Here is a 23,437-nt window from a genome sequence, read left to right as displayed (position 1 = left end):
GCATTATTCCAATAGTAGACTTGCAGACTCTTTGGTTAAGAAGGGGCAGCATACAAAAAAATCCCTGAAGCGGGGAGCTTCAGGGATTTTTAACTAACCAATTATTAACCTAAATTATGAATACTGATATAACCGCAAAAGCTATGCCGATAGTATGCGCATTCAATCAATTAACAAAAAGGTTACATTGGATTGTAAGATCTTAAAAATCATATACAGTTACCTGCACACCTTTGCTAACCATGCATTCCTTTAGTAGCGGCTCTATCTTATCCCAGGTACCACCAGCTAGTCCACAGCCTATACGTGGCATATGTACCGAAGCATCGTGCTGTAGAGCATGATCAGCCACTTTTTCTAATGCTGATCTTATCGCTTCATAGCGGATAGGTGGATTACCTTGCTCATCCCTATAGATCTTATGCTGCCCGATCATGTTTGCTATCCATGTGTCATCTTCTACCTGTACGAATTGTACTTCGCCCAGTTCAAATCCATCCTGCGACTTATACCAAGCCTTGTATTGTTTGGCTGGTTCCTTCCACTTTTTAGAGATAGCCATGACGAACCCTTTTCCCCAAGCACCAATGTCATTACAGACATGTACAATTATCTTATTGCCAGCTGCGGTGGGGGCTGTTGCGTCACCTTTTATATATTCTACTCTCATTTTGTAATCATTCAAGAATTTATAGATTATTAACCATATCCCTCATACATAGCTTTTACTCGAGCATACATTACATTTTTAAAAGACTCAGGAGACAGGACTTTGGCTCGTTCGCCGAAGGATAAGATCAAGGTTTCGAGTTCATAATTAGGGATGATATCGAGTTTTATGATTAAGCCATTTTCATCATTTGACACTACCTTTTGAGAGCCATGCAGTGGTTTAGATAGTACATAAGGGGCGGCCTTGACATTGAACCAGATCTGTATTTCTTCCAGAGTAGACGAATTAAAAGAAACCCCAACTATATCCTCAAAATACGCTGAAAAATCCCAACTATCATTTTCTATATACTTCAAATGGCTGTCTTCGATAGCGATGATTCTATCTAGAGCAAGGTTGGTCAGTGTATTATATTCCTGATTCCATCCAAATAAAAACCAACGGTTGTTAAATTCACGTAGATGGTATGGTGATAGATCATGTATCGTCTCTTTGGTAGCGTTGAAGGATCGGTACTTGATCCGAATTCTCTTTTTGTAAAGAATAGCGTGAAATAGAGTGCCGAGATATTCAATGCCCTTTAGGTATCTATTGTTATCATGACTCATGATTAGCTGATCCGTTTTTTCTAAGAAAAAGACCTCTTCGAGTTTAGCGCCCATCTCCTGGATCCATCCCATCTGGGGCAGGCCCTCTATTTTAGAAAGCATTTCTATCGCACTTTTTAATTGTTGCACCTCAGGCGAGTTCAGTCCCTGGTTGTAGAGTTTAAAATCCTTATCAGCATATCGATAATAAGACTTGCCATCTTGCTTATATATTTCTATAGGAGCAGATCCACCTTCAGGGCTACGCATATACTTTATATCCTCTCGCAGGGTACGTACGCTTATATTTTTGTGGTTGGGATTAATTTCCGAGAGCTCTGTATCTAAGCAATCCAAGAGGTCCTGAAAGGAGAATCTCTTCTGTGGGTTAGAGAGACAATTGTCGAGTATCCTATACCGAATCGAAGCTTGTTTATTAGTAGCCATATTGCAGTTGAAATCAAAGTTTTATAAAGATATAAATTACTGTGCAGATAGGCTGCATACCCATGGTCTACTTTTGGACATAGATCGTCAATGGAGACGATCATTTTGGCATAGCATTGTTTTATCATTTTAAATTACGTATTTTGTATCAGCAAACACTATTTATCCCAGACAGAATGAGTCAGCCACATATATATACAAAAGATGATATCGCCAAAATTGGCAATACACTCGTGTATATTGCCGAGCGTGTGTCAGATTTATCCAAGACCAAGCTGCTCAAGCTAATCTATTTGTTGGAAGAGACTACGATCCGTCGATGTGCTCGGCCTTTCCTGAATTTAGATTTCGAGATATGGCGATTAGGGCCAGTTGCCAAGGACCTGTATTTTGATTTCAGCTCTACCGAACAATATATTTTTCAGGACTATATAGCCGCGCGGCCCGCAGAGGAGGGAAGAGTATACATTTCAGCGGTCAGGGAGTTCAGTGATGACGAGTTTTCAGATGTAGAATTAAATATTCTAGACGACGTCATCAAGCAGTTCGGGCATTTTTCTGCGACACAGCTTGTAGACATTACCCATGGTCCACATTCCCCCTGGACGATTCTGGCACAGGAGAAAGGTATACTAGAAGGCCTGTCCGATGGTAGTGTGTTCACGACAGACTATAAGATAGACTTCAATACCTTACTTGACGAAGCAGGAAAAGAGGCTTATGCTCAGCATTTGGAGTATCTGAATGCCTCAAGATCACTCAAGTAGCCTCTACTATGTTTACCCCAGGAAACATACTTTATTTTACGCCATTTTATTTCAAAAATGACGCTGCCAGCAAGAACAAGTACTTTATCTTACTCAAAGATATAGATGGAGAGCTGATCTTAGCCTCATTGCCTTCCAGCCAGATTTATCTGCCAAACCGTATTGCCGAAGATCACGGCTGTATCGAGGTGCCCCAAGGCTGTATTAACTGTTATCTCTTTGTTCGGGGGCAAGTAATCGGACAGCAAGGTTTTTCATTTCCATTACTCACCGCTATTTATGGTCAGCAGATCGATACCTATGATCGCACTTCTATTGAACATCAATATCCTGTCGAGGGTGTTCATTATAATGTGGTAGACTGTCTGCTCCCAGCAGAACTTGAGGCCGTATTGGACTGCTTGCGTAACTCCAGTTCCGTATCACGCAAATACAAAAAGATATTATAGTACGCAGTAGAATCGCGTAATTCCTCCCATCTTTCCTGTTTCCTCAATAATAAACGTCTTTTAAGACCTTCTTAAGGCCTGTTTTTATTTTTTTATATTTCTTTTTTACTGTGCAGATGTACTGCATAGTAGGTCCCGTACTTTGTTCTCAATATGTCAAATGCAAAATTTGAAGTATTCGTGAGTTCAAGGAGTTCGCAATACTACTTTAGGTTAAAATCTGGTAACGGTGAGATTATCTTAGATTCTTTTTTACACTATTAATCAAAAACATCATGAGCAACCAGCTTTATTGGCGAAGCCAACCTATCCGCCAAGCAGATCAAGTTTATGGATACCGTCATCCGCTACTTCGTCACCAACGGCTACCTCGACTCAGCAGATCTCATGGAACCACCATTCACCGAACTTGATGACAGCGGAGTAATAGGATTATTCGACGAAAATAATGTTATTAAACTAATCGGCTTGATAAAACAAGTCAACCAAAACGCAGATATTGGAGCATAATAGAGTAAAAAACCTCAACTAGTCTTCTCCTTGTCGTTTTGTATTAATACGTTTGCTAAACGACAGCAAACAGTTGACCTTCCTCCTCGTTGTTGAGGAAATGGTCTTCATCGCATATCGTATCGATGTCATGATCATATAGCCTAAATCCAGCAATGGCTAGTGGAGCCACACACTCTATTTTGTTGTTCGTTAATACATGCTTCTCCCGGAGATCCATCCACAGCCTACCAAGGGCATTTTTGCCCTCCAATTGGTTATTTCCTATGTTCTTAGCACCCCAGAATTGATCTTTATAAGATAACTCCACGATTGCTTTATTTCCAGTTTCTTCCAGTATAGGAGCCAGTTTGTTCCAGTGTTGCGAAAGCTTTATTTCCATCACCCACCGCATCACCTTTAGCTTGATCAGTTCCCAGTCCTGTCTCGAGTAAGGATTATATTTTTTACTGATCATCTTGGCCGTCATAGGGCTAGCCTGGCGAATGATTTCATTTTGAGCTTTAGGGAAAAGCGAATAGCGCATTGCCTGATACAGTGCTTCGCTACTAGGTACAATAATGTCATTTACAAACAGAGGGAAAGAAGACGACATGTTTGACAACTCTCCAAACGCCTCATTCGTTTTAGAAAATGTAATGACTTCATTGCGATTGTATATTCTTATGTTTCGTTTGGATATTGCCATAATTCTTCATTTTGCCAGTTTTCTTTCATGCCTAGCGCATTAGGATCTATATTGGGATACTTTACGAATAAGCCCTCTAGTCTGGGGGTAAAATGGTTTTGAGGCTGTACTATGTTAAGTAAGTACTTCATACAACAGAGATGGATGTATAGATATTGAAATTCATGAGATTTGGGGATATCTACTATCCATGCATGTGGTGGATTACTGAGAAGTTTAGGACTTCCAGGCAAATTTCTGTTCCATAATCTACTATGATGAGCGCAGTAATTTCTTATTTGAGAGATAGACTGTAACCAACTGGGCAGGTAAGTGTGATTTACCGTTCCAAATTCCTTTGCAATGATGTCCTTTGAAATAATATTGTTTTTAAGGTTTCCATATAGTTTGGATAGTGCTCCCAAACTAGTTTGTTCCAATGATTTCCATGCAGGGGGAAATCTTCCATCATCTTTATGTTTCTTCTTATGCTCTTTGATGAATGTATCTTTTGAACGGCCGATTTCTTCTTCGATGGCTGATAATGTTTTAACAAGGTCAGGGGCGCTCTGGAAGATTTCAAAGTTTTGAAACCACCATGGGTCAAACTCATGTGACAGGTGATAGATGAGTTTAGTTCTTAAACTAATTTCGATTTTTTCAATAACGTCGAAAAGTAATATTCTCAATTCTCTGTCAAAGTTGTACAAGGCTATAACATCACCAAACTTACTGCCTGGCTTGAAGATGTGATTTACCTTATCCTGTTGCATAGGCCACCAATAACCCGCAAGTCGATAATAGCTAATGTGTGAAAGATAATGTTCTGCATCATCGGACTCATTGACAATCAATCCTCGCTCTTGCAACTGAGCTATTTGTTGGACGATGGTAAAAGCTTGCTTGGTGTACATTGGTTATCCTTTACAATATGGTTATAAAGCAAAAGACACGCCCTGGGACGCTGTTCTTATGGGTAGCGTGGCGTGTACTGTTAGTACAAATGTAAGCACTTATGTTTAAAAGTGCAAACTTTGTTTAAAATTGGTCTTAAGACGGCAGTTCAAATTTGTAAACGCGGTCTGGGTTTGCAAAAATAGGCCATCTTTTAATAGTGACAATCGACTTATCTTTAGGCTTTTTGAGAGCAAATAATTTGCCGTTAGGTTTAAGAGTATTAAAGTCAAAGTATTGCCAGTCCATTAATGCTTTTTTATAGTGGTGTTATTAAAACCTAAGTTGTTTACTCTTTCCCATACATCGAAGTATTCTAAAGTGTTTTTGTTAGTTATCTCAGTGCGCCAGTTCAGGGGTGATCCATTTTCTTATGCCCCGTTTCCAAGAACAGCTCGATCCGGTTCAGAACTATCGGGAACTTCGACAGTACATCTTGTAATCAGAAACGAAATCACAAAAAAATCCCTGAAGCGGGGATCCTCAGGGATTTTTAACTAACCAATTATTAACCTAAATTATGAATACTGATATAACGGCAAAAGCTATGCCGATAGTATCGTGTTTCTAAATCTTAACATAAACTTAACTTTTCCCTCCGCTGTTTTGAAAACTTTGCCAATATCCCATAATATTCGCCTTGCCTACTGGGTTCTGCGAATGACAAAAAACTTCTGGTATAGGATGATTTTCATCTAATATATATTCGACGAGCCACTTTATAGCATCATAGCCAGATGGCAGCTCTTGGCCGTTTGGGTCTTCGCCCAAGTCATGATCCAAAGAAACCCTGCGATAAGAATCATCCATCGTTATACGTTGCACAAAGTCTTCATAGGTGCGTACCACAGTCCATTTACCCAACAGGTAGGGGAGTATAGCGATTTCATCCAAGTAATTACATAGATCACCCACGACCCGAATGTCATCTAAAAACAAACCAGCTGTAAAATACTTACACAGCATATATTGATGGATCGTCCAAGACATCATCGCAGCCGCCTTTGCATTCTGTTCATTTCGTAGTAGATAGTTCAACCAATAGCGTTTTGCATCGTTAAAAATATGAATATATTGATTTCTAGTCAGATCGTAGTCTAATTGCTGACGCAATAACTGATAGACAGCAGTCACTACACCGTACTGATCACTATCGAGAATACCACTAGCGTGTAGATTATCCAATTCCGACAATCTGTTGGTATTTGGACAAGACCGAATGTTACGTAGCTCTCTCATAGCTCTATTGCCTTTTTATGTTCAGCTTTTACAGTATCAGCCAGGCTTTGTGGAGCTAATACTTTAACCTGTGCGCCAACTGATAATATTTCCATTATCAAGTCTCGTGTCACATACAGCCGCAAGCGCACCCGGACTTCTTCCTCATTATCGACCAATAGCTCCTGTGACTCATGCAGCGGCATCGATTTTATATAGTTACCTTGAAATGAAGAGTACGAAAGTACGATCTCTTCTACCTCCTGATCTTCCGTAGCTAGTAATACGCCAAAACTATTCTTAAAATACAGTTCTACATTCTTTGCAAAGCGGCTTGCTGGTTGCTTCTTACCAAAGTCCAGTTTACACATCCTGTCTACCGCAAATACCCGCATGGCATTTCTGTCCAAATCCTGCCCCACCACGTACCAACGGTTCTTGGCCTCTTTTATAGCAAGTGGAAGTAGTTTCCGCTGTTCAGCCTCCGCCTCGTAATACTTCTGATATTCAAATTTCAAGAGCAGGTTGTTACGTATAGCGTGAAATATTCCCGCCAGATGCTCCGTTCCCATCGGCCTTCTCCGTTCAAATAATACCACGTTCGAACTATTGTCCCCCATGCGGAGCAGGTTCAGGATATCAAATGCCTGCATAGATCGGTCCACATGACCTTCATCAGCTTCAATATAATACCTCCTTGTACTGCGGTCACTTTTTATAGAGACAGCATAGATCTCCAGAATATCATTTATATGACGTTGGAAGGTACGCTGCACAAAGTCAAGCTTTAGTCCCTGTATTTCCGATTCCTGTTTTAGGTAGGCATCTAGTTCCTTCCAAGTCAGTGGACTTCTCCGTAGCTTATTAATAATCAGATTGTGCCGTATCAATGTTTCTTTCTCCGCCATAGTTTTTTCTTAATGGTGTTGCACAAATATATCACCTCATCGCGACAATACGTGTCGCTATCCAAAATAAAAGAAAATATTCAGCACGACATAGGTCGTCGCGAAGTCCGCCCAACTTTGTGGCATTATGAAAGGAAACCACATACCACACGCGCTCGATTTGCAGTCCTACTGCCTGTCTGGAGAAAAGAGAGAGATCAGTTTAGCAACAGTAAGCATGATCAGGAGTAGCGATTATGGGACTATCGCAAGCTCCAGATTCTTTGTCCATTATTTTGGTACGATGCCACACAGTGAAAAAAGACATGATTTAGATTGTTCGCAATGTCTGCCTTGGCTTTTACAACAGTTTAGTGGCCAGATCATCGACTGTCATTATGAAAAGTCCTTCGATGACAAGCAGAAAATGATGACTTTCGACTTAGTATACCTATTCATCTCGGGAGGTCTTATGCTTATCATAGACTTTAATAGGAATAGCATCTACTTTTATTACCATTGCTATCCACAACAACAGATCCATCAGCTATGGGACGCACTACAGCAATTCCAGCAGGTAGAAAAATTCGATGACGCCAAAGTATCCTTTATGGTTCAGTATCGAAATGATCTCGACACCCAGCGTATGGATATCAAAAAGCCCGAAATAGATATCGACCGTCATTATAACGACGATTTCAAGGATATAGATCAAATCATACAGTCGCGGTTACGTTTAGAAAAAGACAAAGGCATCGTATTACTTCACGGCAAGCCAGGCACCGGCAAGACCAGCTATATACGGCATCTCATACACCACATAGACAAAGAAGTTATTTTCGTACCCGTACAGTTGGCACAGGATCTAGCAGGCCCACAGCTACTGACCTTTTTTATTGAACACCCCAATTCCATCTTTGTTATCGAAGATGCCGAGAATCTGGTGATCGACCGCGAGGTGCAGGGCATGTCGGCAGTATCTGCACTGCTCAATTTTACCGACGGCCTACTGGCCGATAGCCTAGGCATACAGTTTGTCTGTACTTTCAATACCGATCTATCACGGGTGGACAAAGCGCTCCTGCGCAAAGGCAGGCTCATCGCCCAGTACGAGTTCGGGCTATTGGCCAGGGATAAAGCACAGGTCCTTTCCGATTCCCTCGGCTACGACACACACATCAGCGAAGCTATGTCGCTGGCAGCTATTTTCCATCAGGATGAGCAGCCACAGCAGCGCACGGTAAGTAGCCACAGAGCTGTAGGATTCAAGATAGCTTAATGATAAGATATAGATCTATGTTAATGAACATAAAGTTTTATTTAGATAGTGCCGGGTTGCCTGATTTTGGACAGATACGTTACATCGGCATAGGCAGCGATGGTATACAGATATGCCAGCTACTGTATCAGGAATACCGAATCGACGAGTTGGCATATATTCATCATACCGAAAATTACAGTATACCGCCCGATGTACAGTTTGTACCATTCTCCGCTACCATACAGTGGCAGGTAGGAGATATCACTTTTCCCTATTTTGGAGAAGGTATGTCATCCTTATTGCTACAGCTTAAAGAACAGGGAGGGCTTAAATACAATCTGGTAGATATAGATGACAGATATCTCACAGGTCTTTTTACAACGATGCACCCCGAGGCTGTTTTGACAGGATTATGGGGCGAGCCCATGGTTAGCTATCTATTGAGGCAGTCCTATACCCGTGCTTTTCGCTGGGTATTGCGTATCCCCTTTAGATTTGAAGGCTACGGTGTCCTTTCAGATTTAGATCGTCAATGGCTGTCCGAACAGTCTAATATTATTTTAATAGACAGCCCGGCGCTGGTACACAGACAGCAGCCCGATGGTATGGCCCTCGACCAGGCATTCGATCTTGTACATCGCCACGTCTGCCAGCAGATGATAACGACGGGTTAATATATATAGAAATTAGATATTCGACGACATACTTTGACGCGTAGGCATTGTACTTTAGCAAACAACAGATTAAAATTATGGAAACCAACACCAGCCAACAAAACGAGAAGACAGCACCATCCGTGCACAATGCCTATAGGCCCAATCGGGTAGGGCAATGGCTCAAGACGATCCTTGTTATTGCCGTATTTTTTATGCTTTCATTTCATTGGATGCCCGATCACGGACACATCTTTCCAAAGGAACAGCTTTCTCTTGCAAACACCATTATCAGCAATAAAGATGTCGATCAGTTGATTCAGCGGCACAATGAGGCTAGTGGATTTGAAAGGACTTTGATCAGGCAGGAGTATATACACAAAAAGATGTACGAGCTAGGTGTTATTTTCGAAAGGGTAGAGGAGGAGTAGTTGTTATTATTAACAATAGTTCGGCTTTTACATATATCATAAAACAATGAAATATGAATTTTAATCCATTTTAAAAAGTAATAAGGGAAGCCGAAAACTAGAAAGAGTAGGCATAAAACAACAAATATAAATTCAATGGCAAATTTTTATTGTGAATACTGTGGGACTAAATATTCCTCCGTATCCAGCCTTACAAATGCTTCTTGCATGAAGCATCCTAATGGTGCTGCAAAAGGCAAGCACAAACTCTATGAGGGCAGCGAAAAATCGCAGTATACCTGCAAGTATTGTGGCACTAACTATAGTAATCTAACAGCTTTGACAGGTGCTTCCTGCATGCGACACCCCAATGGCGCAGCCAAGGGAAAACACGCACCTGCCTTGTAGGAAAGGGGGAAACGGGAGCTCACGCTATACCGTTTGGTAGAGCTCCCAATATTGATCGTCGACAAAAGAGACAAATTCCTCACTTGAGAAAATCTCCCGATAATGACCATCTTCGTCACGAAGAAAGAATGATCCATTCTGTTTGATTACGGCATCGTATGCCATACCTGCTTGATAAGGAAAGTCAAATAAGTATAGCTTGTTTTCCTCGAGACATACCTTGTCGAGAACACTCCGGAGAAACAATATTCTCGATTGTCGTAGCAATTCTTTCATCTCCTCCATGATTTTCAGGTAATCATTTGGGCTATCTATCGTGCTGAGGTCGATATCATCTTTTAAAAATTTAGCACCACCTCCAAAAGGCGCCTCTTCAAAATAGCTTGCCACCTTTTTGAGCTCATCCGATAGCTTATTTATTTGTTCATTGATCATAGCCTAAAAATAGTAAATACTTTTATTCCACCCACTATTTAAAATTAATGTAATGAGCGACACGCTTTGTCGCTATCACAGAGCACCTTTGCTGTATATCAGACAAAAAGCTATAAATATCACATTATGAATACAGATTTTAACAAGACGGAAGAGCCTACGCCCAGTTACGGTCACATCTTTCCAAACGAACATCTTTCTCTTACAAACACCATTATCAGCGATGAAGATGTCAGTCGGTTGATTTAGCGGCACAATGAAGCAGCTGGATTTGAAAGGGCTTTGATCAGGCAGGAGTATATATACAAAAAGATGTACGAGCGAGGTGTTATTTTTTCAAAAGGAGAAGAGAAAGTGATTTATCAATAATAGTTCTTCTTTTCCGTATATTGTAAAGCAATAAATGTTGATCTTCGGCTTATATTAGAAGGGCATGAATGGTTGCTGTTTTAGCGTCAACAGAATTTAAGGTTTTAAGTTCCTTATTGAGTATCCAAGTGAATTAAAATATTATTATATAAGTAGTAAAATGAGTAACGCAAGTTTCAAAAGTATTGGAGATTATTTTTTTACACAGAAAAAGCAATTTGTAATCCCAAATTATCAAAGAGGATTTAAATGGGCAGTTAAGAAAAAGGGTGATTTGTCCGCAGTTGAAAAATTATGCGTAGACCTGATTAAAGCTCAGAGAGATAAAAACTATTTCTTACAGGGAGTTACAGTATGCGAAGAAGACAATCGAATCATTTTGATTGATGGGCAGCAACGTACTACAACACTATATCTTATCCTTTGGTTTTTGGATATAAGCTTATTTAATAAGATTGACTTATGTTATGACATTCGAGAGAAATCTAAAGAATTCATTTCTAACTTAAAGGATAGTAATTTTGATTACCATAGCTTTGACCCCGCCGATCAAAACCAAGATGTTTTCTATTTCAAAAAAGCGATTGGACAAATAGAAAACACATTAAGTGGAGTAGATAAACAATTTTTCTTAAATTTTCTCCTCCAAAAAGTTAATATTTTATATATCGTAATTGATGCTGATAAAGCAACGAAGACGTTCACTATGATGAATGGTGCTAAGGCTATTATGCTTCCAGAAGAGCTCATAAAAGCAGAAATACTCAGACAGATTTCTCTTTCTAATCCTGTTTCAATTGCTAAAGATTTAAATAATAATCAAGATAATATTACAAAAGAATGGGAAGTCGTATCTAAACGGAGTCGGCATGCCAGAGAGTGGGATAGATGGCTATATTGGTGGAACCGGGAAGATGTTCAAGATTTTTTTAGTACAACCAAACCGTTAGGTTTCTTACTTCAGTTCTATTTTTTTAAATACAATCCTAGAAATATCGATGTAAGTTTTAATAATTTTAAAAAATTACTGAATGAGAAGACAGCTACAGATATATTTAAAGAGTTACGTCATTTACAAAAGTCTTTTGAGGACGTTCTTAAAGAACCTAAAGCTCATAACTACTTGAAACTCGCTTTACTATGCTCAGAAGGTGGTACGACTGATACTTTTGATATCATTAATTTTTTCTTTTTAAAAAAGTCAAATACGGAAGAATTAAGCGAATATGCGAAATGGAGGCTTGTAGGGGCGACACATAAGGAAATTATTAAAGAAGGACAATTAAAAGAAGGAGAACACGCAAAGGAAGATAAGGCACGTCTTGCTCTAAGGTATTTGTCGAATGAATTTGTTTATGGGAACTACAATAGCTTGGCTTTAAGGCAGTTTTTAAGATTGAATGTAGAAGAGGATAATAAGTTGTTTGGTAACAAGGGAAGAAAATTTGACTTCAGTATTTACGGTGATAAATCACTTGAACATATACATCCTAAGTCGAAAGCCTATTATTCCAAGGTTTCTATAGATGAAACAAGTGAACTGATTTCTTATTTTGATGGAAATAATAATTTCTTGGATATTGAACCTACCGGGGCAGGTTGGTTGAATAGAGACTCTTTGGAGCAATGTTCGGAACATAGTATTGGAAATCTAGTCCTCTTGGATAAAAATGAAAACTCAAAATTCAGTGACAAACCATTTATTGAGAAAAAAGATATATATTTTAATGTAAATGAAAGTTTTAAAAGTAGAAACTTACTTCATTCTATAGCGGTTTTTTCAAAATCCGATTGGACTAAAAAGGATATAGAAGAAAATCAAATAAACTTTTTAAGACGCTTTAAGAAAGACTATGGTATTTCAGAATAATATATTAGAGAGTGGGAAAGAATACACACTGGCTACTCTTTTTACAAATAATAATAAAGTCATTATTCCCGATTTACAAAGGGATTATTGTTGGGGAGATAGGGCATGGAATAAAGATACCGAGAAGTACTCCGAACTTGTTTCCGGATTTCTTGGAAATCTAATCGAGCTATATCTAGAAAATTCGAATAATAGTTTAACCCTAGGTTTGATTTATGGCTATGAGAACCCTAAGTGCCACATTCAGCTTTGTGATGGACAACAGCGTTTGACTACATTGTTTCTCATCTTAGGAATTATAAATAAGAGAAGCGGTAACTGTTTTCAAAGTAACTTAATCTCAAATGACGAACTCGAAAATGATAGATTACCTTATCTACAATACTCTATTAGAGAAAGTACTCTTTATTTTTTTAGTGATTTGGTATGTCAATATTTTCTTCAGTCAGAAAATGGAAGTTCGCATTCTAAAATAAGAACTTCTTCGTGGTATTTCTCAGAGTATGATCTCGATCCAAGTATTAAAAGTATTTTGGCTGCTATAGAGACTATCGAGGAGACATTTGACAAAATGTTAGATTTTGATTATCCTAGGTTTGGGGAATTCATCAACAGTAAACTAGGACTGTTATATTACGATATGGGGACTAGAAGCCAGGGAGAAGAAACTTTTGTAATTATAAATACGACAGGAGAACCACTGTCAGCAACAGAAAATTTAAAACCGATATTGATAGGTAATATTGTTGACAAAGAAAAACGAAGAATAGCATCTGAAGAGTGGGAAGAGCGAGAACAGTGGTTTTGGCAAAATAGAAAAGAAGATGAGTATACTTCTGATGACGGGATCAATGACTTTTTTATATGGTATTGGCAGATCCGGTTGTTGCAAGAGAGAAGTTGGAAAAGTAAAAAGGCTTATCCTTTAAATCCGCGAGAGTTATTTTCTAAGCAACCTAAAGTAGACGAAAATAATGATGAAAACCCTGAAGTTAACCGCTGGAAAATAAGTTTAGCCCCATCTACAATACACAGTTATTTTAAAGCTTTTCAGCGGACAATTGAACTTTGCAGTTCGGAGAATGTTGTTGAAGTTTTAAAAACAATCAAAAATGAAAGTATTTCTGTTTCTTGGTTTAGGGATGTCGATTTAGATTTGATATTACCATTGATTGTATATTTGGAAAAATATCCTAATCCTCAATTTTTTCCTGATTTCGCTAGGCGGTTAAGGAAAAATCATTTTGACAAAAAACGTAAGCGGGGTAATGATGTCGATTGGAGACATATTGTTCAGTTGATCGAGTTCTCGGAAAAGGAAGAAGAAGTTCTTGTCTTCAAAATACAATCTAGCGAACCTTTATTGTTTAAGAGCATTGCTAATGTAGAATTGAAAGAGTGGTTTACGTTGGATGAACAATTAAAGCGGCTGCTAAAAAAAGAGCACAAATCGGAGGTAGAGTATTGGGAAGACCATAGCGATTTAATGGGGGATTTGACACCACTTTGGATTGCAAATGAAGGGCGGGAATACAGTTATAACTATTTAGAAGAAGTATATAATACATTTGAATTGCTATATAATTGCTATGACCCTGATCGGAGCCAAAATACTTCTACTCTTTCTAATTACGTACGGTTATACCGAGTTTTAACGGAGAACAGTCGATTGACTAAGCCTTATAATACGAGGGGAATGCAGGGAGCTTGGTTTTCGTGGAAAAACCAAGAAGACCTGTCTTATTTTAATTATTTAAAAGACGATTTTTACGTTTGTTTGTTTAGTCTAAACAATGAACAGGAGATAATAGAAACATTAAAAAATCGTATAAGGGAGTTACTTCCGATAACTGAAACAATCATTACAGACGAGAACTTTACTGCGATTAGGCATTTAAAAATATGGCTTTTGGTTAAGGTTCTAAAAGCAGAAAAAGAACAACTACTTCTCGCCTTTTGCGACGGTCGAGGCGGACTTAAAGATGGTAATGGCTTAGCCTCTTATGATGATTGTAATAAAAATAAATTAAATCAAGATCAACCTTTCTCAATAGGCAACTCAATATGTGGGTATGCGGTTAAGAAACTTAGTTATATTGAGTATGCAAAGAGTTGTTGGGGACAGCAAGATTGTTTTGATACTAGTGTAGGAAATTCAATAACACTTCTAGAGTTTGAAAGTCGAAATACTATTACTATAGCCGTTGAAAAAATTCAGAGCACTGATCAGGAAATCCAAAATCTAATCAATGATTTTTATGACAATTAGCAGCTTGATATGATTGTTGATTAGTGTTTTTTTTGTGATTACTAATAACTGTTTTTTTTGAAGAAATCGAGATTTTGGGAATAAAGTCAAAACCCCATTTTCTTCCTATGCTGTGCGATGTTCTCTAATGCAGGATGGTGCTCTTCATTAATAGGTAAAGAGATCCGTGCTCCATCAAATTGCTTGATCGAGTAGGGGGAGGCATCATTTTCAACAAAATTCGATTTGACTATAACTCTGTAGTCGTCAGATATAGAAATGATACCCCTGTCAAAAGCCCGGTGTAGGTTAGGACACAGCGCTATACCATTGGAGATAGAATCATCTTGTCCCTCCGAAAAAGGCACAATGTGGCAGGCGTCGAGCAAGGATATGTTTATTGTAGCGTCTACCCGCATGCCGGATATGGCACAGGTATTATTGTATAGCTTTGGGATCTCCCTTTTAAAGATCCCACATCGTACAAATATCTCCTCTTGGTAGGACTCCCTAGCTACAGTTCTTTTCAATATCTCTATTTTTTGTCTGTATTCTTCGCTAGTTTCATTCAAGACCGATACGTCAAGTTCTATCATTCCGTCACAATCCACATAGCTGCTTTTTGTCTCGCTAAAGTAGGTGTCCAGCAATGTTTCTTTGAGAATAGCTCGACAACTCGGATCAGACAAGACCACCACCAAGTCATCATCTATCCAAGCACACTTGACGGCCGCATTCAGATTGTTGAAACTCCGCATAGAAGATTTTGATTCTATCCATATCTCACAGCCAGGATTGGCGATCAACTCCCAGAACGGCTCAGAGCGCATATGATAAAATGGAAGTGCAAGTATCGGATCATGTTTGGTAATTACCAGCTGTGACCAGATACGCTTAAAAGAAGCTACCAGTTCAGGTACGATCAGCAACTGATTACTGAAATAAGTTCCTTCCTCGAACAGCTTAATGACCGCCAACAATAAGATGGGCTTATGCGGAGCACCTCCATTCTTCATGTCGCGCTTTAGTTTAGAAAAGGAGTGTACATAAAAGGGGAGGTGTTCGATCATATATCAATTGTAGGACTTGATTGCTAAAATAGGCAAAGATTCTGTTTATCTCTAAAGAGCTTTAAAAATAAAGCTAAAAATCACACTTCAATCAATATGAACAGGTTGAGTTAAATATATCAAAAAGTTATAAAATATATAGGCTGAAAGTGTTTCCAAATGTTGCAGATAGGGAACTTTTTTAATATATAAAGGTTATATTTGTGCTTACATTTTGCTTATAATCCATGCAAGAAAGCTTCATATACTTAGATAATAATGCGACAACACCACTGGACCCTAGAGTCTTGGAGGTGATGATGCCTTATTTGACCAATATGTACGGCAATGCATCCAGCAGCCATCGCATGGGCAAGCAGATCGGAGCCGCTGTTCATAAAGCACGGACACAGATCGGAGACCTGATCGATGTCAATGCCGAAGACATCTACTTTACATCAGGAGCTACCGAAGCCATCAATATCGTACTTCAGGGGATTCCGGCACGCAATGGTATGCCCAAGCACATCATTACAGCCGTGACCGAGCATCCCGCAGTACTGGATACCTGTCGTTATTTAGAGACAATGGGCGTAGAGGTTACCTACGTACCCGTATCTGGTGAGGGCGAAGTAGATATTCAAGCCTATCAAGAAGCATTTAAAGAGAATACAGTTCTGGCTTGTATCATGGCCGTAAACAACGAGAGCGGATTTATACAAGAACTCAGCTATTATTCCGAGATCGCTCACGAGCATGGAGCGCTTTTCATGAGCGATGCGACGCAGGCCATAGGCAAGATACCCTTCACCGCTTCGGGAATTGATATAGTGGTGATGTCGGCACACAAATTTTACGGTCCGAAGGGGATCGGAGCGCTGTATGTTTCGCCTTATGTCAAACTCAAGCCCCTAGTATATGGCGGAGGGCATGAACGAGGCATACGCAGTGGCACCCTGGCTGTATCCAATATCGTTGGTATGGGCAAGGCCGCTGAGCTTGTCCAACAAGAGTTGGATCAGGAAATAAGACATATCATCAAGTTACGCATGCTGTTAGAGAGTGAGCTCAGGCAGCGCATACCCTATGCTATACCTACGATAGGATTTAAGGATTATTGCGTGCCACACACACTCAGCATACATTTCATGGATGTTAACAATGACGCATTGGTGTTAGCGCTCAAGGATATCTGTATATCCAATGGTTCAGCTTGTCATTCCTTTGTGATGGAGCCATCACACGTTTTATTAGCGATGGGACTGGACAAAGAACAGGCAAATGAATGTGTACGTTTCAGCTTAGGCAGATTCAATACAGAAGAAGAAATCATACAGACCGTAGATGCGGTAACGAAAACCATAACTCGACTACGGGCTATGGCGCTCTAATTTGAGGTTTAAATTATTAATGGCAAAATTATCATTTTCAGGACACGAGACCTTCCCGTGCAAAATATATTGGTTAAAAAAGGGATACGACTTTGTCAGGGCCGAGAAGAAATTCACGGACGACGATGCCGTTGTTGACCTAGGTGTGGGGAAGAACATGGTAACGTCCATCCGCTACTGGTCAAGGGCTTTTGGAATTATAGATGAATCTGATCAAATCACTAAGTTTGGTGACTTTATATTCAGTGACAATAATGGTGTTGATACCTATTTAGAAGATACTTTAACCCTTTGGTTGTTGCATTATCATCTTTTAAAGACAGAGAAGGCATCTATCTATCCAATGGTATTCAATGGCTTGAGACGTGAACGATCAGAGTTTACGAAGGAACGTCTATTAGGATATTTAAATCGTCAGATTGATGATGCTAGTACTACTTTTAGCGATAATACATTACAGTCCGATGTTAAAGTGTTTTTTGGTAATTATACAAAGTTCGGAAGTAGCGATATAGAAGATGCTTATAGTACGATTTTGCAAGAGTTAGGTTTAATAGAGCACTACCAACGTACAGATACTACCGACAAGTTGGTTGATGTTTATGTATTTAATATGAGACCAAAGAATATTCCGATTGAAGCTCTATTATATGTTATTCTAGATGGTGAAAAATACGGAAGTTCTATAACTGTAAGTCATTTAGCGAATGACTACAATTCGGTTGGTAACACTTTTCTATTGACCGAAAGCTTGATTACTGAGTACATGCGTAGTGTGCCACTAGAATACGGAAACTATTCTGAGACAGCAGGAAACCCTGTCTTACAAATTGTTTCGGGATTAGATAAGTACCAAATTTTGAGAAACTATTATAATTCGACGTATGCAAATGTATAGTTACTCTCCATCCGTCAATATTATTCGCGATAGCGATCGTGAGTTGAATTATATAAAGACTCTCAATGGTCAACGTGCTTTTGAGCAGATTGTTAATTCATCAAATTCCGGTTATCGTACTTTTTCAATAGTAGGGGCTTACGGTACTGGAAAGTCTACTTTTTTATGGGCTCTGGCCTATGCTGTGCAAAAGGAAAATAGATTTTTTGATGCCTTTGATTACTTTTTAAAAGGATATACAACTTATACTACATTAGACTTTGTAGGAGAGTATATATCCCTACAGGATGCTTTTGCAGATCAACTAGAATGTAAAGCTGAAGATGTACTTGATTCACTTAAGCGTTATGCTCAAGAATTAAAGAATAATGGAAAAGCGCTGATTATTCGAATAGATGAGTTCGGAAAGTTTTTAGAATATGCTGCACAGCATAATCCTGAACAAGGTTTTTACTTCATCCAAGAGTTGTCTGAATTCGTCAATGATGACAGAGGAAATACTATCATGTTGACTACTTTACATCAGGATTTCTCTGCTTATGCATATCATCTTAGCGATGCCCAAAGGAAAGAATGGCAGAAGATAAAAGGAAGATTAATAGAAATTCCTTTTAATGTTCCCTCGGAACAATTATTACTGATCGCAGCCGAAAGATTAAAAGATACTACAAAAAGCGTCGATGAATCGCAGCTTTCTACATTAATAGAGGTAATAAAACTTTCAAATGCTTTTCCAACTAATGAATATTTCTCTTTGGAGACTTCAAGGGCGCTATATCCATTAGAGCTATTGTCTGGTAGTGTATTAACGATGGCTCTTCAACGTTATGGACAGAATGATCGCTCACTATTTACTTTTTTGGATTCCGAAGATCATAAAGGTCTCAAATATTTTATTCAAAACAACGAAGGTAAGTTTTATAATCTAGAAGAGGTTCATGATTATTTGATTTACCATTATAGCCAACACTTATTTGTAAAGCAAAATCCAGATTTTCAGATTTGGAGATTGATGAGTGATAGCATCGAGAAAGCTGAGGGTATTTTTGCGGGGACTCAACTCGTTAAATCCGTTTCTATTATCAAAGTAATAGGTTTGCTTCAGTTATTCTCTCGTAAGTCAATGTCTGTAAATGAAGATTTTCTTTCAAAATATCTTAGCATTGCATTTGGTTATAGTGACATTAAGGATGAATTGAGGAGGCTTTCTCAATTGAGTATTATACGCTATCGTGAGGTAAGCAATAAGTTTGTTTTAGTTGAAGAAACGGATGTTGATATTGATTGGGAGATTGAAAATGCCAAGAAGTATATTTCTGATATTTCGAGTATAGGTACATATCTTGATGATCATATAGAATTACCAAATTTATTGGCCAAACGTGCTTTATTAGAAAAAGGAACTCCGAGATATTTTGAATTCAGGCTTTCAGATACTCCTTTGTCTTTAAAGCCTAAAGCAGAGATCGATGGATACGTCAATCTTGTGTTTTCGGCCAAAAGTATAAACGAAACACAAGTTGTAAGTGCTTCTCAACAAGAAGCTATCCTATATATTGTTTATCGAAAATCGGAAGACATTCTTGCCAATATTAAGTTAATTGAGCAAATCAGATATGCTAGAAATAGATTTTTAGAGGATAAGAATGCTCAAAAAGAATTTTCAATACAATTGGATCAAGCATTAGAACTGCTTACAAATAGAGTTTTAGAAGCATTGTATAGAATTGATCCCAATGAGATAGTCATTTTTTATCAAGGAGAAGATTGTACAAAAAAAATAAAGAACTGGAGACAGCTTAACGGATTGTTAAGCGATATCGTAGATACGGTGTATACCGGAACTCCAGTTTTTAGAAATGAAATGGTCAATAAGACCAAGTTGTCTACACCGATATTAACTGCGAGAAAAACATTATTTAACGTTATTCTTGACAATTTAGGTAAAGAAGACTTTGGTTACACATCTAATCTTTTTCCTCCAGACAAGACTATCTATCATTCATTGATAAAAAATAATGGTTTTTATACAAAGAATGAATTTGATTCTTATGACTTAGAAGCACCTAGTTCGAATGACTTTAGGTTAGTTTGGGGAAAGTTTATTGAGTTTTTAGAAGAAGCCAGAGTAGCAAAAATCAGTTTACAAGAATTTGTAGATCGATTACTCGATAGACCATTTAAACTAAAGAAAGGGCTTGTTGATTTTGTATTGCCATTATTTTTATTAGTTAGACACTCAGAGTATTCGCTGTTTAATAAAGACGGTTTTATTCCTCAGTTAAACGCTAATATTCTGGATTTAGTGGTCAAAAATCCTGCAGATTTTTCTCTGAAATCATTTTCTGCGACAGGAATTCATCTATCTGTATTCAATAAATACCGAGACCTACTAAATCAAAATAGGGTAGACAAAAGCTCAAATAAAGGATTTATTGAAATGATTCGTCCATTTCTTTCCTTTTATATGCAATTACCCGAATACGCTAAGAAAACAAACAAGCTTACTCGAGAGGTCTTGAATTTAAGAAAGGCTATTTCAGAATCTACTGATCCAGAAAAGACGTTTTTTGAAGACTTCCCCGCTGCTTTGGGGTATTCACTTAAAGAACTTGACGAAAGTCCGCAGAAGCTCGAGCGTTTCTTCGTAGAATTGCGCCAATCCATAACAGATATTAGGACGAGCTTTAGTAATTTGGTTCAGCGATTCGAGGAATTTATTTTAGAAGAGGTTGTAGGTGGAGACTCTATAGTAGAATTCTCCGAATGGAAAAAAGCTATTCAAGATCGATTTAAAGGACTAAAGTCATATCTAGTGGCACCGCATCTTAAAGTGTTTTTACAACGATTGAATTCTAATCTAGAAGATAAGACTACTTGGATGAGTTCCTTATCTCACGCCATTTTAGGGAAACAGCTAGAGGATATAAATGAGGAGGAAGAGGTGGTTCTATTTGTCAAATTCAAAGAATGGATTCATGAATTGGAGAATTTTACTGATATTGAGAACAAAGTAGAAAGTGAATATATTCATGATGCTGTTAAAATTGAGATTACTAGTTTAAAAGAAGGCCTGAATAAACAGGTTTTAAGTATTCCTAGATCCAAACAAAAGGAAGTTGAGAAGAAGAAGGCAGAATTCACACGTTATTTGACAAATGACCGAGAATTGAATATATTTATACTAGCAAAATTGTTGAAAGATCAAATGGACTGATATGTTGGAAAATAAGAAGGTAAGACATGTTCTAGGTATCTCAGGTGGTAAGGACTCTGCTGCTCTGGCTATATATATGAAGGATCACTATCCAGATTTAGATATTGAGTATTATACAGCCGATACTGGGAAAGAGCTAGATGAAACTTACCAACTTATTCGGAATCTCGAGGCTTATTTAGGGAAGGAAATTATCAAGTTGAAAGCGTTTGACGATAGTGTTGAGACTCCATTTGACCATAAGATGAAAACGCTAGGTGGCTTTTTACCCAATACACTGAATCGTTGGTGTACAAAAAGTCTGAAGTTAGATGTTTTTGAAGATTTTGTTGGAGACGATCCTGTGATATCGTATGTAGGTATTAGAGGTGATGAGCATAGAGAAGGCTATATTTCCAACAAATCTACCATACAATCTATCTATCCATTTCGTGAGAACATCTGGAGCTCTGATTTAGTAACCAAGATTTTAGATAATAAAAAAATAAATGATCGGTTAGTTTGGGCAGAGGAAAATATATCTTCAGATAAATTATTCCGCTTTCTTGAAGTATTAGGAAGACCTATCGGAGAGTTACTAACCAAAGACGCAAAATTAGAGCAATTAATCAATCTAGGTATTTCAGATTATAACCGTCTGGCCCTTCATGTTGCTAAAATAGAAGGGTATCCTATTGGTAATATGAAAGAGGATTTCCCACTGGTGGAGAATACTGATGTTCTTGTGCTTAAAGATATATTTCTGTTGCTAGAGAATAGTGGGGTAGGTATTCCTGCTTATTATAAAGAAATTGAATTCGAAGTAGATGGAGAGATTGCTACTTATAATAGGAGTCGATCCGGTTGTTTCTTTTGCTTTTTTCAGCAGAAGATTGAGTGGGTATGGCTGTTAGAGCAACATCCTAATCTTTTCGCACAGGCAATGGAGTATGAGCGTGGAGACTTCTCTTGGAGCCAAGACGAATCGTTGGAGGAGCTTAGTCGTCCAGAACGCGTCTTACAGATTAAGCGTGAGTACATAAAGCGTCAAAAAAGACTTCAAAATCTTAATAAGCCTAAAAGTTCGAAGCTTATGGATATTCTTATGGACGCACCAGAAGAAGAGATAGGTTGTGCCAGTTGTTTTATTTAATCATCTATTTTTTTGTTTGCTAAGCTGTATTCAGAAATAGAAATATGCTTAATTTTTTTGTGATTGGATAACAAAGCTGCAAATGATCTAATCATTAGCCTCTCTAATTCTAGTCTTTGAGAACGAGAGATCCAAAGTGGTAAGAAATCTAATCTAAAATAATCCCAATTAGGTATTTCAGGTCTGTGTTGACGTATTCTCTTTAATGTTTCGGATTCACCTATGTATAATAGTTTGTTTTTTGTATCGATAAGATAATAAATGAAATTAGGATGGTCGGAGAGTTGTTTACGAATCTCCGATTTGGGTTTCCAATCTTGCTTGATAAATTTAAACTCTCCTTTATTAAGAAGCCTGTTCTCCATATCTTTTAAAATGTGTGACTTCGTAAACTGCTTAAATAATTCAGGAAATATGGGTTTTTGTGTATAATGGGCTTTGCAATGTAACGTGCGATTTGTCTTGTCAAATTCTAAATCGATAAATTCCCAGAAGGGTATTTCCTCTTCAATATCCTTATTATATGAGAGATTTCCTCTTCGAAGTTTGTTTTCCAACGTACGCATGTAACTCATTACGAAACAGTCTTTCAATTCCTCTGCGAAATCTTTTGAAAAGAACAGTTTATAGTTTGTTTCTTTTCCATAATGTTTTGTATAAAGTATAGACCCTCTGAACTCTTTTTTGTTTAGGATAAGAATAACCGTTGTTTCTTCAGACTTTTTTGAAGAGTTAAGGCCAATTAAACTTTCTATTTCCCAGACTTGTGAGAGCCAGTTAGGAATAGGTGTATCTAATTTTGTAAAGAGATGCATATTCCGCACTATATTACACCACCATTCCGCTCCAAAGTACACCAGTGATTCCGCTGCAAAACACACCACTTTGGTGTAAATTTTCAGCAGCCTAGTTATAAGTTGAGGGTCTTTTAAACTGT

The 23,437-nt window shown here is 38.1% G+C and carries 24 protein-coding genes; 15 read left to right on the top strand and 9 right to left on the bottom strand.

Translation table 11 applies throughout. The features are described 5' to 3' along the window. Nucleotides 1–202: 202 nt before the first annotated feature. Together JKG61_RS08150 and JKG61_RS08145 are read right to left on the bottom strand one after the other, a co-directional pair. Entirely contained in the window at nt 203–670 is a 468-nt protein-coding gene (locus JKG61_RS08150) for a macro domain-containing protein (protein ID WP_202102484.1), read from the bottom strand. 29 nt (nt 671–699) lie between these two features. Continuing rightward, nucleotides 700–1,707 carry a helix-turn-helix transcriptional regulator gene (locus JKG61_RS08145; RefSeq protein WP_202102483.1) on the bottom strand — a complete coding sequence of 336 codons (1,008 nt, stop codon included), beginning with the start codon at nt 1,705–1,707 and terminating at the stop codon, nt 700–702. A gap of 176 nt (nt 1,708–1,883) precedes the next feature. Between JKG61_RS08145 and JKG61_RS08140 the strand changes: the two genes are divergently transcribed. The 4 genes from JKG61_RS08140 (at nt 1,884) to JKG61_RS08125 (ending at nt 3,433) form a co-directional block, all read left to right on the top strand. Beyond that, complete coding sequence (locus JKG61_RS08140; protein ID WP_202102482.1) at nt 1,884–2,474, top strand: Panacea domain-containing protein; 591 nt, start codon at nt 1,884–1,886, stop codon at nt 2,472–2,474. 8 nt (nt 2,475–2,482) lie between these two features. Then, a complete protein-coding gene (locus JKG61_RS08135; protein ID WP_202102481.1) occupies nt 2,483–2,923 on the top strand; it encodes a hypothetical protein in 441 nt (146 codons plus the stop codon). 153 nt (nt 2,924–3,076) lie between these two features. Continuing rightward, nucleotides 3,077–3,187, top strand: a complete 111-nt coding sequence (locus JKG61_RS23295) for a DUF1508 domain-containing protein (protein ID WP_394371078.1) — start codon at nt 3,077–3,079, stop codon at nt 3,185–3,187. A gap of 27 nt (nt 3,188–3,214) precedes the next feature. Further along, nucleotides 3,215–3,433, top strand: coding sequence for a type I restriction-modification enzyme R subunit C-terminal domain-containing protein (locus tag JKG61_RS08125; RefSeq protein ID WP_317192403.1), 219 nt, complete (start codon nt 3,215–3,217; stop codon nt 3,431–3,433). Nucleotides 3,434–3,488: 55 nt separating this feature from the next. Here JKG61_RS08125 and JKG61_RS08120 read toward each other — a convergent pair whose 3' ends face one another. The 4 genes from JKG61_RS08120 to JKG61_RS08105 form a co-directional block, all read right to left on the bottom strand. Beyond that, nucleotides 3,489–4,121: an NADAR family protein gene (locus tag JKG61_RS08120; protein ID WP_202102480.1), complete on the bottom strand. Its 633-nt coding sequence runs from the start codon at nt 4,119–4,121 to the stop codon at nt 3,489–3,491. Continuing rightward, entirely contained in the window at nt 4,097–5,014 is a 918-nt protein-coding gene (locus tag JKG61_RS08115) for an Abi family protein (protein WP_202102479.1), read from the bottom strand. The genes JKG61_RS08120 and JKG61_RS08115 overlap by 25 nt, the downstream gene beginning before the upstream one ends. Nucleotides 5,015–5,639: 625 nt before the next feature. Further along, the gene (locus tag JKG61_RS08110) at nt 5,640–6,293 is read right to left on the bottom strand and encodes a cyclic-phosphate processing receiver domain-containing protein (protein ID WP_202102478.1); all 654 of its coding nucleotides are present in this window, start codon (nt 6,291–6,293) and stop codon (nt 5,640–5,642) included. Continuing rightward, nucleotides 6,290–7,180 (bottom strand): WYL domain-containing protein, encoded by an 891-nt coding sequence (locus tag JKG61_RS08105; protein WP_202102477.1) that lies wholly within the window; start codon nt 7,178–7,180, stop codon nt 6,290–6,292. The genes JKG61_RS08110 and JKG61_RS08105 overlap by 4 nt, the downstream gene beginning before the upstream one ends. Before the next feature lie 127 nt (nt 7,181–7,307). Here JKG61_RS08105 and JKG61_RS08100 point away from each other — a divergent pair, with 127 nt between their 5' ends. From JKG61_RS08100 to JKG61_RS08085, 4 genes are all read left to right on the top strand, one after another. Then, nucleotides 7,308–8,438, top strand: a complete 1,131-nt coding sequence (locus JKG61_RS08100) for an AAA family ATPase (protein ID WP_202102476.1) — start codon at nt 7,308–7,310, stop codon at nt 8,436–8,438. Between the two features lie 23 nt (nt 8,439–8,461). Further along, nucleotides 8,462–9,094: a hypothetical protein gene (locus tag JKG61_RS08095; protein WP_202102475.1), complete on the top strand. Its 633-nt coding sequence runs from the start codon at nt 8,462–8,464 to the stop codon at nt 9,092–9,094. A 77-nt stretch (nt 9,095–9,171) separates the two neighbouring features. Then, nucleotides 9,172–9,504, top strand: coding sequence for a hypothetical protein (locus JKG61_RS08090; protein WP_202102474.1), 333 nt, complete (start codon nt 9,172–9,174; stop codon nt 9,502–9,504). Nucleotides 9,505–9,639: 135 nt separating this feature from the next. Then, on the top strand, nt 9,640–9,891 hold the full coding sequence (locus tag JKG61_RS08085) for a hypothetical protein (RefSeq protein ID WP_202102473.1): 252 nt from the start codon (nt 9,640–9,642) through the stop codon (nt 9,889–9,891). Nucleotides 9,892–9,915: 24 nt separating this feature from the next. On the opposite strand, the gene JKG61_RS08080 is transcribed toward JKG61_RS08085, so the two are convergent. Next, nucleotides 9,916–10,326 carry a hypothetical protein gene (locus JKG61_RS08080; protein WP_202102472.1) on the bottom strand — a complete coding sequence of 137 codons (411 nt, stop codon included), beginning with the start codon at nt 10,324–10,326 and terminating at the stop codon, nt 9,916–9,918. A 126-nt stretch (nt 10,327–10,452) separates the two neighbouring features. Between JKG61_RS08080 and JKG61_RS23075 the strand changes: the two genes are divergently transcribed. The 3 genes from JKG61_RS23075 to JKG61_RS08070 all read left to right on the top strand — a co-directional run bounded on the left by JKG61_RS23075 (nt 10,453) and on the right by JKG61_RS08070 (nt 14,834). Next, nucleotides 10,453–10,575 (top strand): hypothetical protein, encoded by a 123-nt coding sequence (locus JKG61_RS23075; RefSeq protein WP_262896195.1) that lies wholly within the window; start codon nt 10,453–10,455, stop codon nt 10,573–10,575. Nucleotides 10,576–10,855: 280 nt separating this feature from the next. Continuing rightward, nucleotides 10,856–12,565 carry a DUF262 domain-containing protein gene (locus tag JKG61_RS08075; RefSeq protein ID WP_202102471.1) on the top strand — a complete coding sequence of 570 codons (1,710 nt, stop codon included), beginning with the start codon at nt 10,856–10,858 and terminating at the stop codon, nt 12,563–12,565. Continuing rightward, nucleotides 12,549–14,834: a DUF262 domain-containing protein gene (locus JKG61_RS08070; RefSeq protein ID WP_202102470.1), complete on the top strand. Its 2,286-nt coding sequence runs from the start codon at nt 12,549–12,551 to the stop codon at nt 14,832–14,834. The genes JKG61_RS08075 and JKG61_RS08070 overlap by 17 nt, the downstream gene beginning before the upstream one ends. A gap of 86 nt (nt 14,835–14,920) precedes the next feature. On the opposite strand, the gene JKG61_RS08065 is transcribed toward JKG61_RS08070, so the two are convergent. After that, nucleotides 14,921–15,883, bottom strand: a complete 963-nt coding sequence (locus tag JKG61_RS08065; protein ID WP_202102469.1) for an HNH endonuclease — start codon at nt 15,881–15,883, stop codon at nt 14,921–14,923. A 227-nt stretch (nt 15,884–16,110) separates the two neighbouring features. Between JKG61_RS08065 and JKG61_RS08060 the strand changes: the two genes are divergently transcribed. From JKG61_RS08060 to JKG61_RS08045, 4 genes are read left to right on the top strand one after another with little or no spacing between them, the layout of a single operon-like run. Continuing rightward, the gene (locus JKG61_RS08060) at nt 16,111–17,253 is read left to right on the top strand and encodes a cysteine desulfurase family protein (RefSeq protein WP_202102468.1); all 1,143 of its coding nucleotides are present in this window, start codon (nt 16,111–16,113) and stop codon (nt 17,251–17,253) included. A gap of 19 nt (nt 17,254–17,272) precedes the next feature. Further along, nucleotides 17,273–18,151, top strand: coding sequence for a DUF4007 family protein (locus JKG61_RS08055; RefSeq protein WP_202102467.1), 879 nt, complete (start codon nt 17,273–17,275; stop codon nt 18,149–18,151). Then, nucleotides 18,138–21,368: a hypothetical protein gene (locus tag JKG61_RS08050; protein WP_202102466.1), complete on the top strand. Its 3,231-nt coding sequence runs from the start codon at nt 18,138–18,140 to the stop codon at nt 21,366–21,368. Before JKG61_RS08055 ends, JKG61_RS08050 begins: the two co-directional genes overlap by 14 nt. Nucleotide 21,369: 1 nt before the next feature. After that, on the top strand, nt 21,370–22,500 hold the full coding sequence (locus JKG61_RS08045; RefSeq protein ID WP_202102465.1) for a phosphoadenosine phosphosulfate reductase family protein: 1,131 nt from the start codon (nt 21,370–21,372) through the stop codon (nt 22,498–22,500). Here the strand turns inward: JKG61_RS08045 and JKG61_RS08040 are convergent. Next, nucleotides 22,497–23,437, bottom strand: a 941-nt coding sequence (locus JKG61_RS08040; protein ID WP_202102464.1) for a GIY-YIG nuclease family protein, incomplete at its 5' end; no start/stop codon positions are given. The genes JKG61_RS08045 and JKG61_RS08040 overlap by 4 nt on opposite strands.

Origin of the sequence: Sphingobacterium faecale (assembly GCF_016746095.1) — a bacterium.
Taxonomy (GTDB): domain Bacteria; phylum Bacteroidota; class Bacteroidia; order Sphingobacteriales; family Sphingobacteriaceae; genus Sphingobacterium; species Sphingobacterium faecale.
Note: the sequence above shows the minus strand (reverse complement) of the source record. Positions and strands in the feature narration are given on the sequence as shown.

Coding starts and splice junctions, on each gene's coding strand:
- JKG61_RS08075 (WP_202102471.1), top strand. CDS start 10,856: ATGAGTAACGCAAGTTTCAAAAGTATTGGAGATTATTTTTTTACACAG.
- JKG61_RS08145 (WP_202102483.1), bottom strand. CDS start 1,707: ATGGCTACTAATAAACAAGCTTCGATTCGGTATAGGATACTCGACAAT.
- JKG61_RS08150 (WP_202102484.1), bottom strand. CDS start 670: ATGAGAGTAGAATATATAAAAGGTGACGCAACAGCCCCCACCGCAGCT.
- JKG61_RS08070 (WP_202102470.1), top strand. CDS start 12,549: ATGGTATTTCAGAATAATATATTAGAGAGTGGGAAAGAATACACACTG.
- JKG61_RS08065 (WP_202102469.1), bottom strand. CDS start 15,883: ATGATCGAACACCTCCCCTTTTATGTACACTCCTTTTCTAAACTAAAG.
- JKG61_RS08055 (WP_202102467.1), top strand. CDS start 17,273: ATGGCAAAATTATCATTTTCAGGACACGAGACCTTCCCGTGCAAAATA.
- JKG61_RS23075 (WP_262896195.1), top strand. CDS start 10,453: ATGAATACAGATTTTAACAAGACGGAAGAGCCTACGCCCAGTTACGGT.
- JKG61_RS08095 (WP_202102475.1), top strand. CDS start 8,462: ATGAACATAAAGTTTTATTTAGATAGTGCCGGGTTGCCTGATTTTGGA.
- JKG61_RS08100 (WP_202102476.1), top strand. CDS start 7,308: ATGAAAGGAAACCACATACCACACGCGCTCGATTTGCAGTCCTACTGC.
- JKG61_RS08085 (WP_202102473.1), top strand. CDS start 9,640: ATGGCAAATTTTTATTGTGAATACTGTGGGACTAAATATTCCTCCGTA.
- JKG61_RS08045 (WP_202102465.1), top strand. CDS start 21,370: ATGTTGGAAAATAAGAAGGTAAGACATGTTCTAGGTATCTCAGGTGGT.
- JKG61_RS08105 (WP_202102477.1), bottom strand. CDS start 7,180: ATGGCGGAGAAAGAAACATTGATACGGCACAATCTGATTATTAATAAG.
- JKG61_RS08120 (WP_202102480.1), bottom strand. CDS start 4,121: ATGGCAATATCCAAACGAAACATAAGAATATACAATCGCAATGAAGTC.
- JKG61_RS08080 (WP_202102472.1), bottom strand. CDS start 10,326: ATGATCAATGAACAAATAAATAAGCTATCGGATGAGCTCAAAAAGGTG.
- JKG61_RS08115 (WP_202102479.1), bottom strand. CDS start 5,014: ATGTACACCAAGCAAGCTTTTACCATCGTCCAACAAATAGCTCAGTTG.
- JKG61_RS08140 (WP_202102482.1), top strand. CDS start 1,884: ATGAGTCAGCCACATATATATACAAAAGATGATATCGCCAAAATTGGC.
- JKG61_RS08050 (WP_202102466.1), top strand. CDS start 18,138: ATGCAAATGTATAGTTACTCTCCATCCGTCAATATTATTCGCGATAGC.
- JKG61_RS23295 (WP_394371078.1), top strand. CDS start 3,077: ATGTCAAATGCAAAATTTGAAGTATTCGTGAGTTCAAGGAGTTCGCAA.
- JKG61_RS08090 (WP_202102474.1), top strand. CDS start 9,172: ATGGAAACCAACACCAGCCAACAAAACGAGAAGACAGCACCATCCGTG.
- JKG61_RS08110 (WP_202102478.1), bottom strand. CDS start 6,293: ATGAGAGAGCTACGTAACATTCGGTCTTGTCCAAATACCAACAGATTG.
- JKG61_RS08135 (WP_202102481.1), top strand. CDS start 2,483: ATGTTTACCCCAGGAAACATACTTTATTTTACGCCATTTTATTTCAAA.
- JKG61_RS08060 (WP_202102468.1), top strand. CDS start 16,111: ATGCAAGAAAGCTTCATATACTTAGATAATAATGCGACAACACCACTG.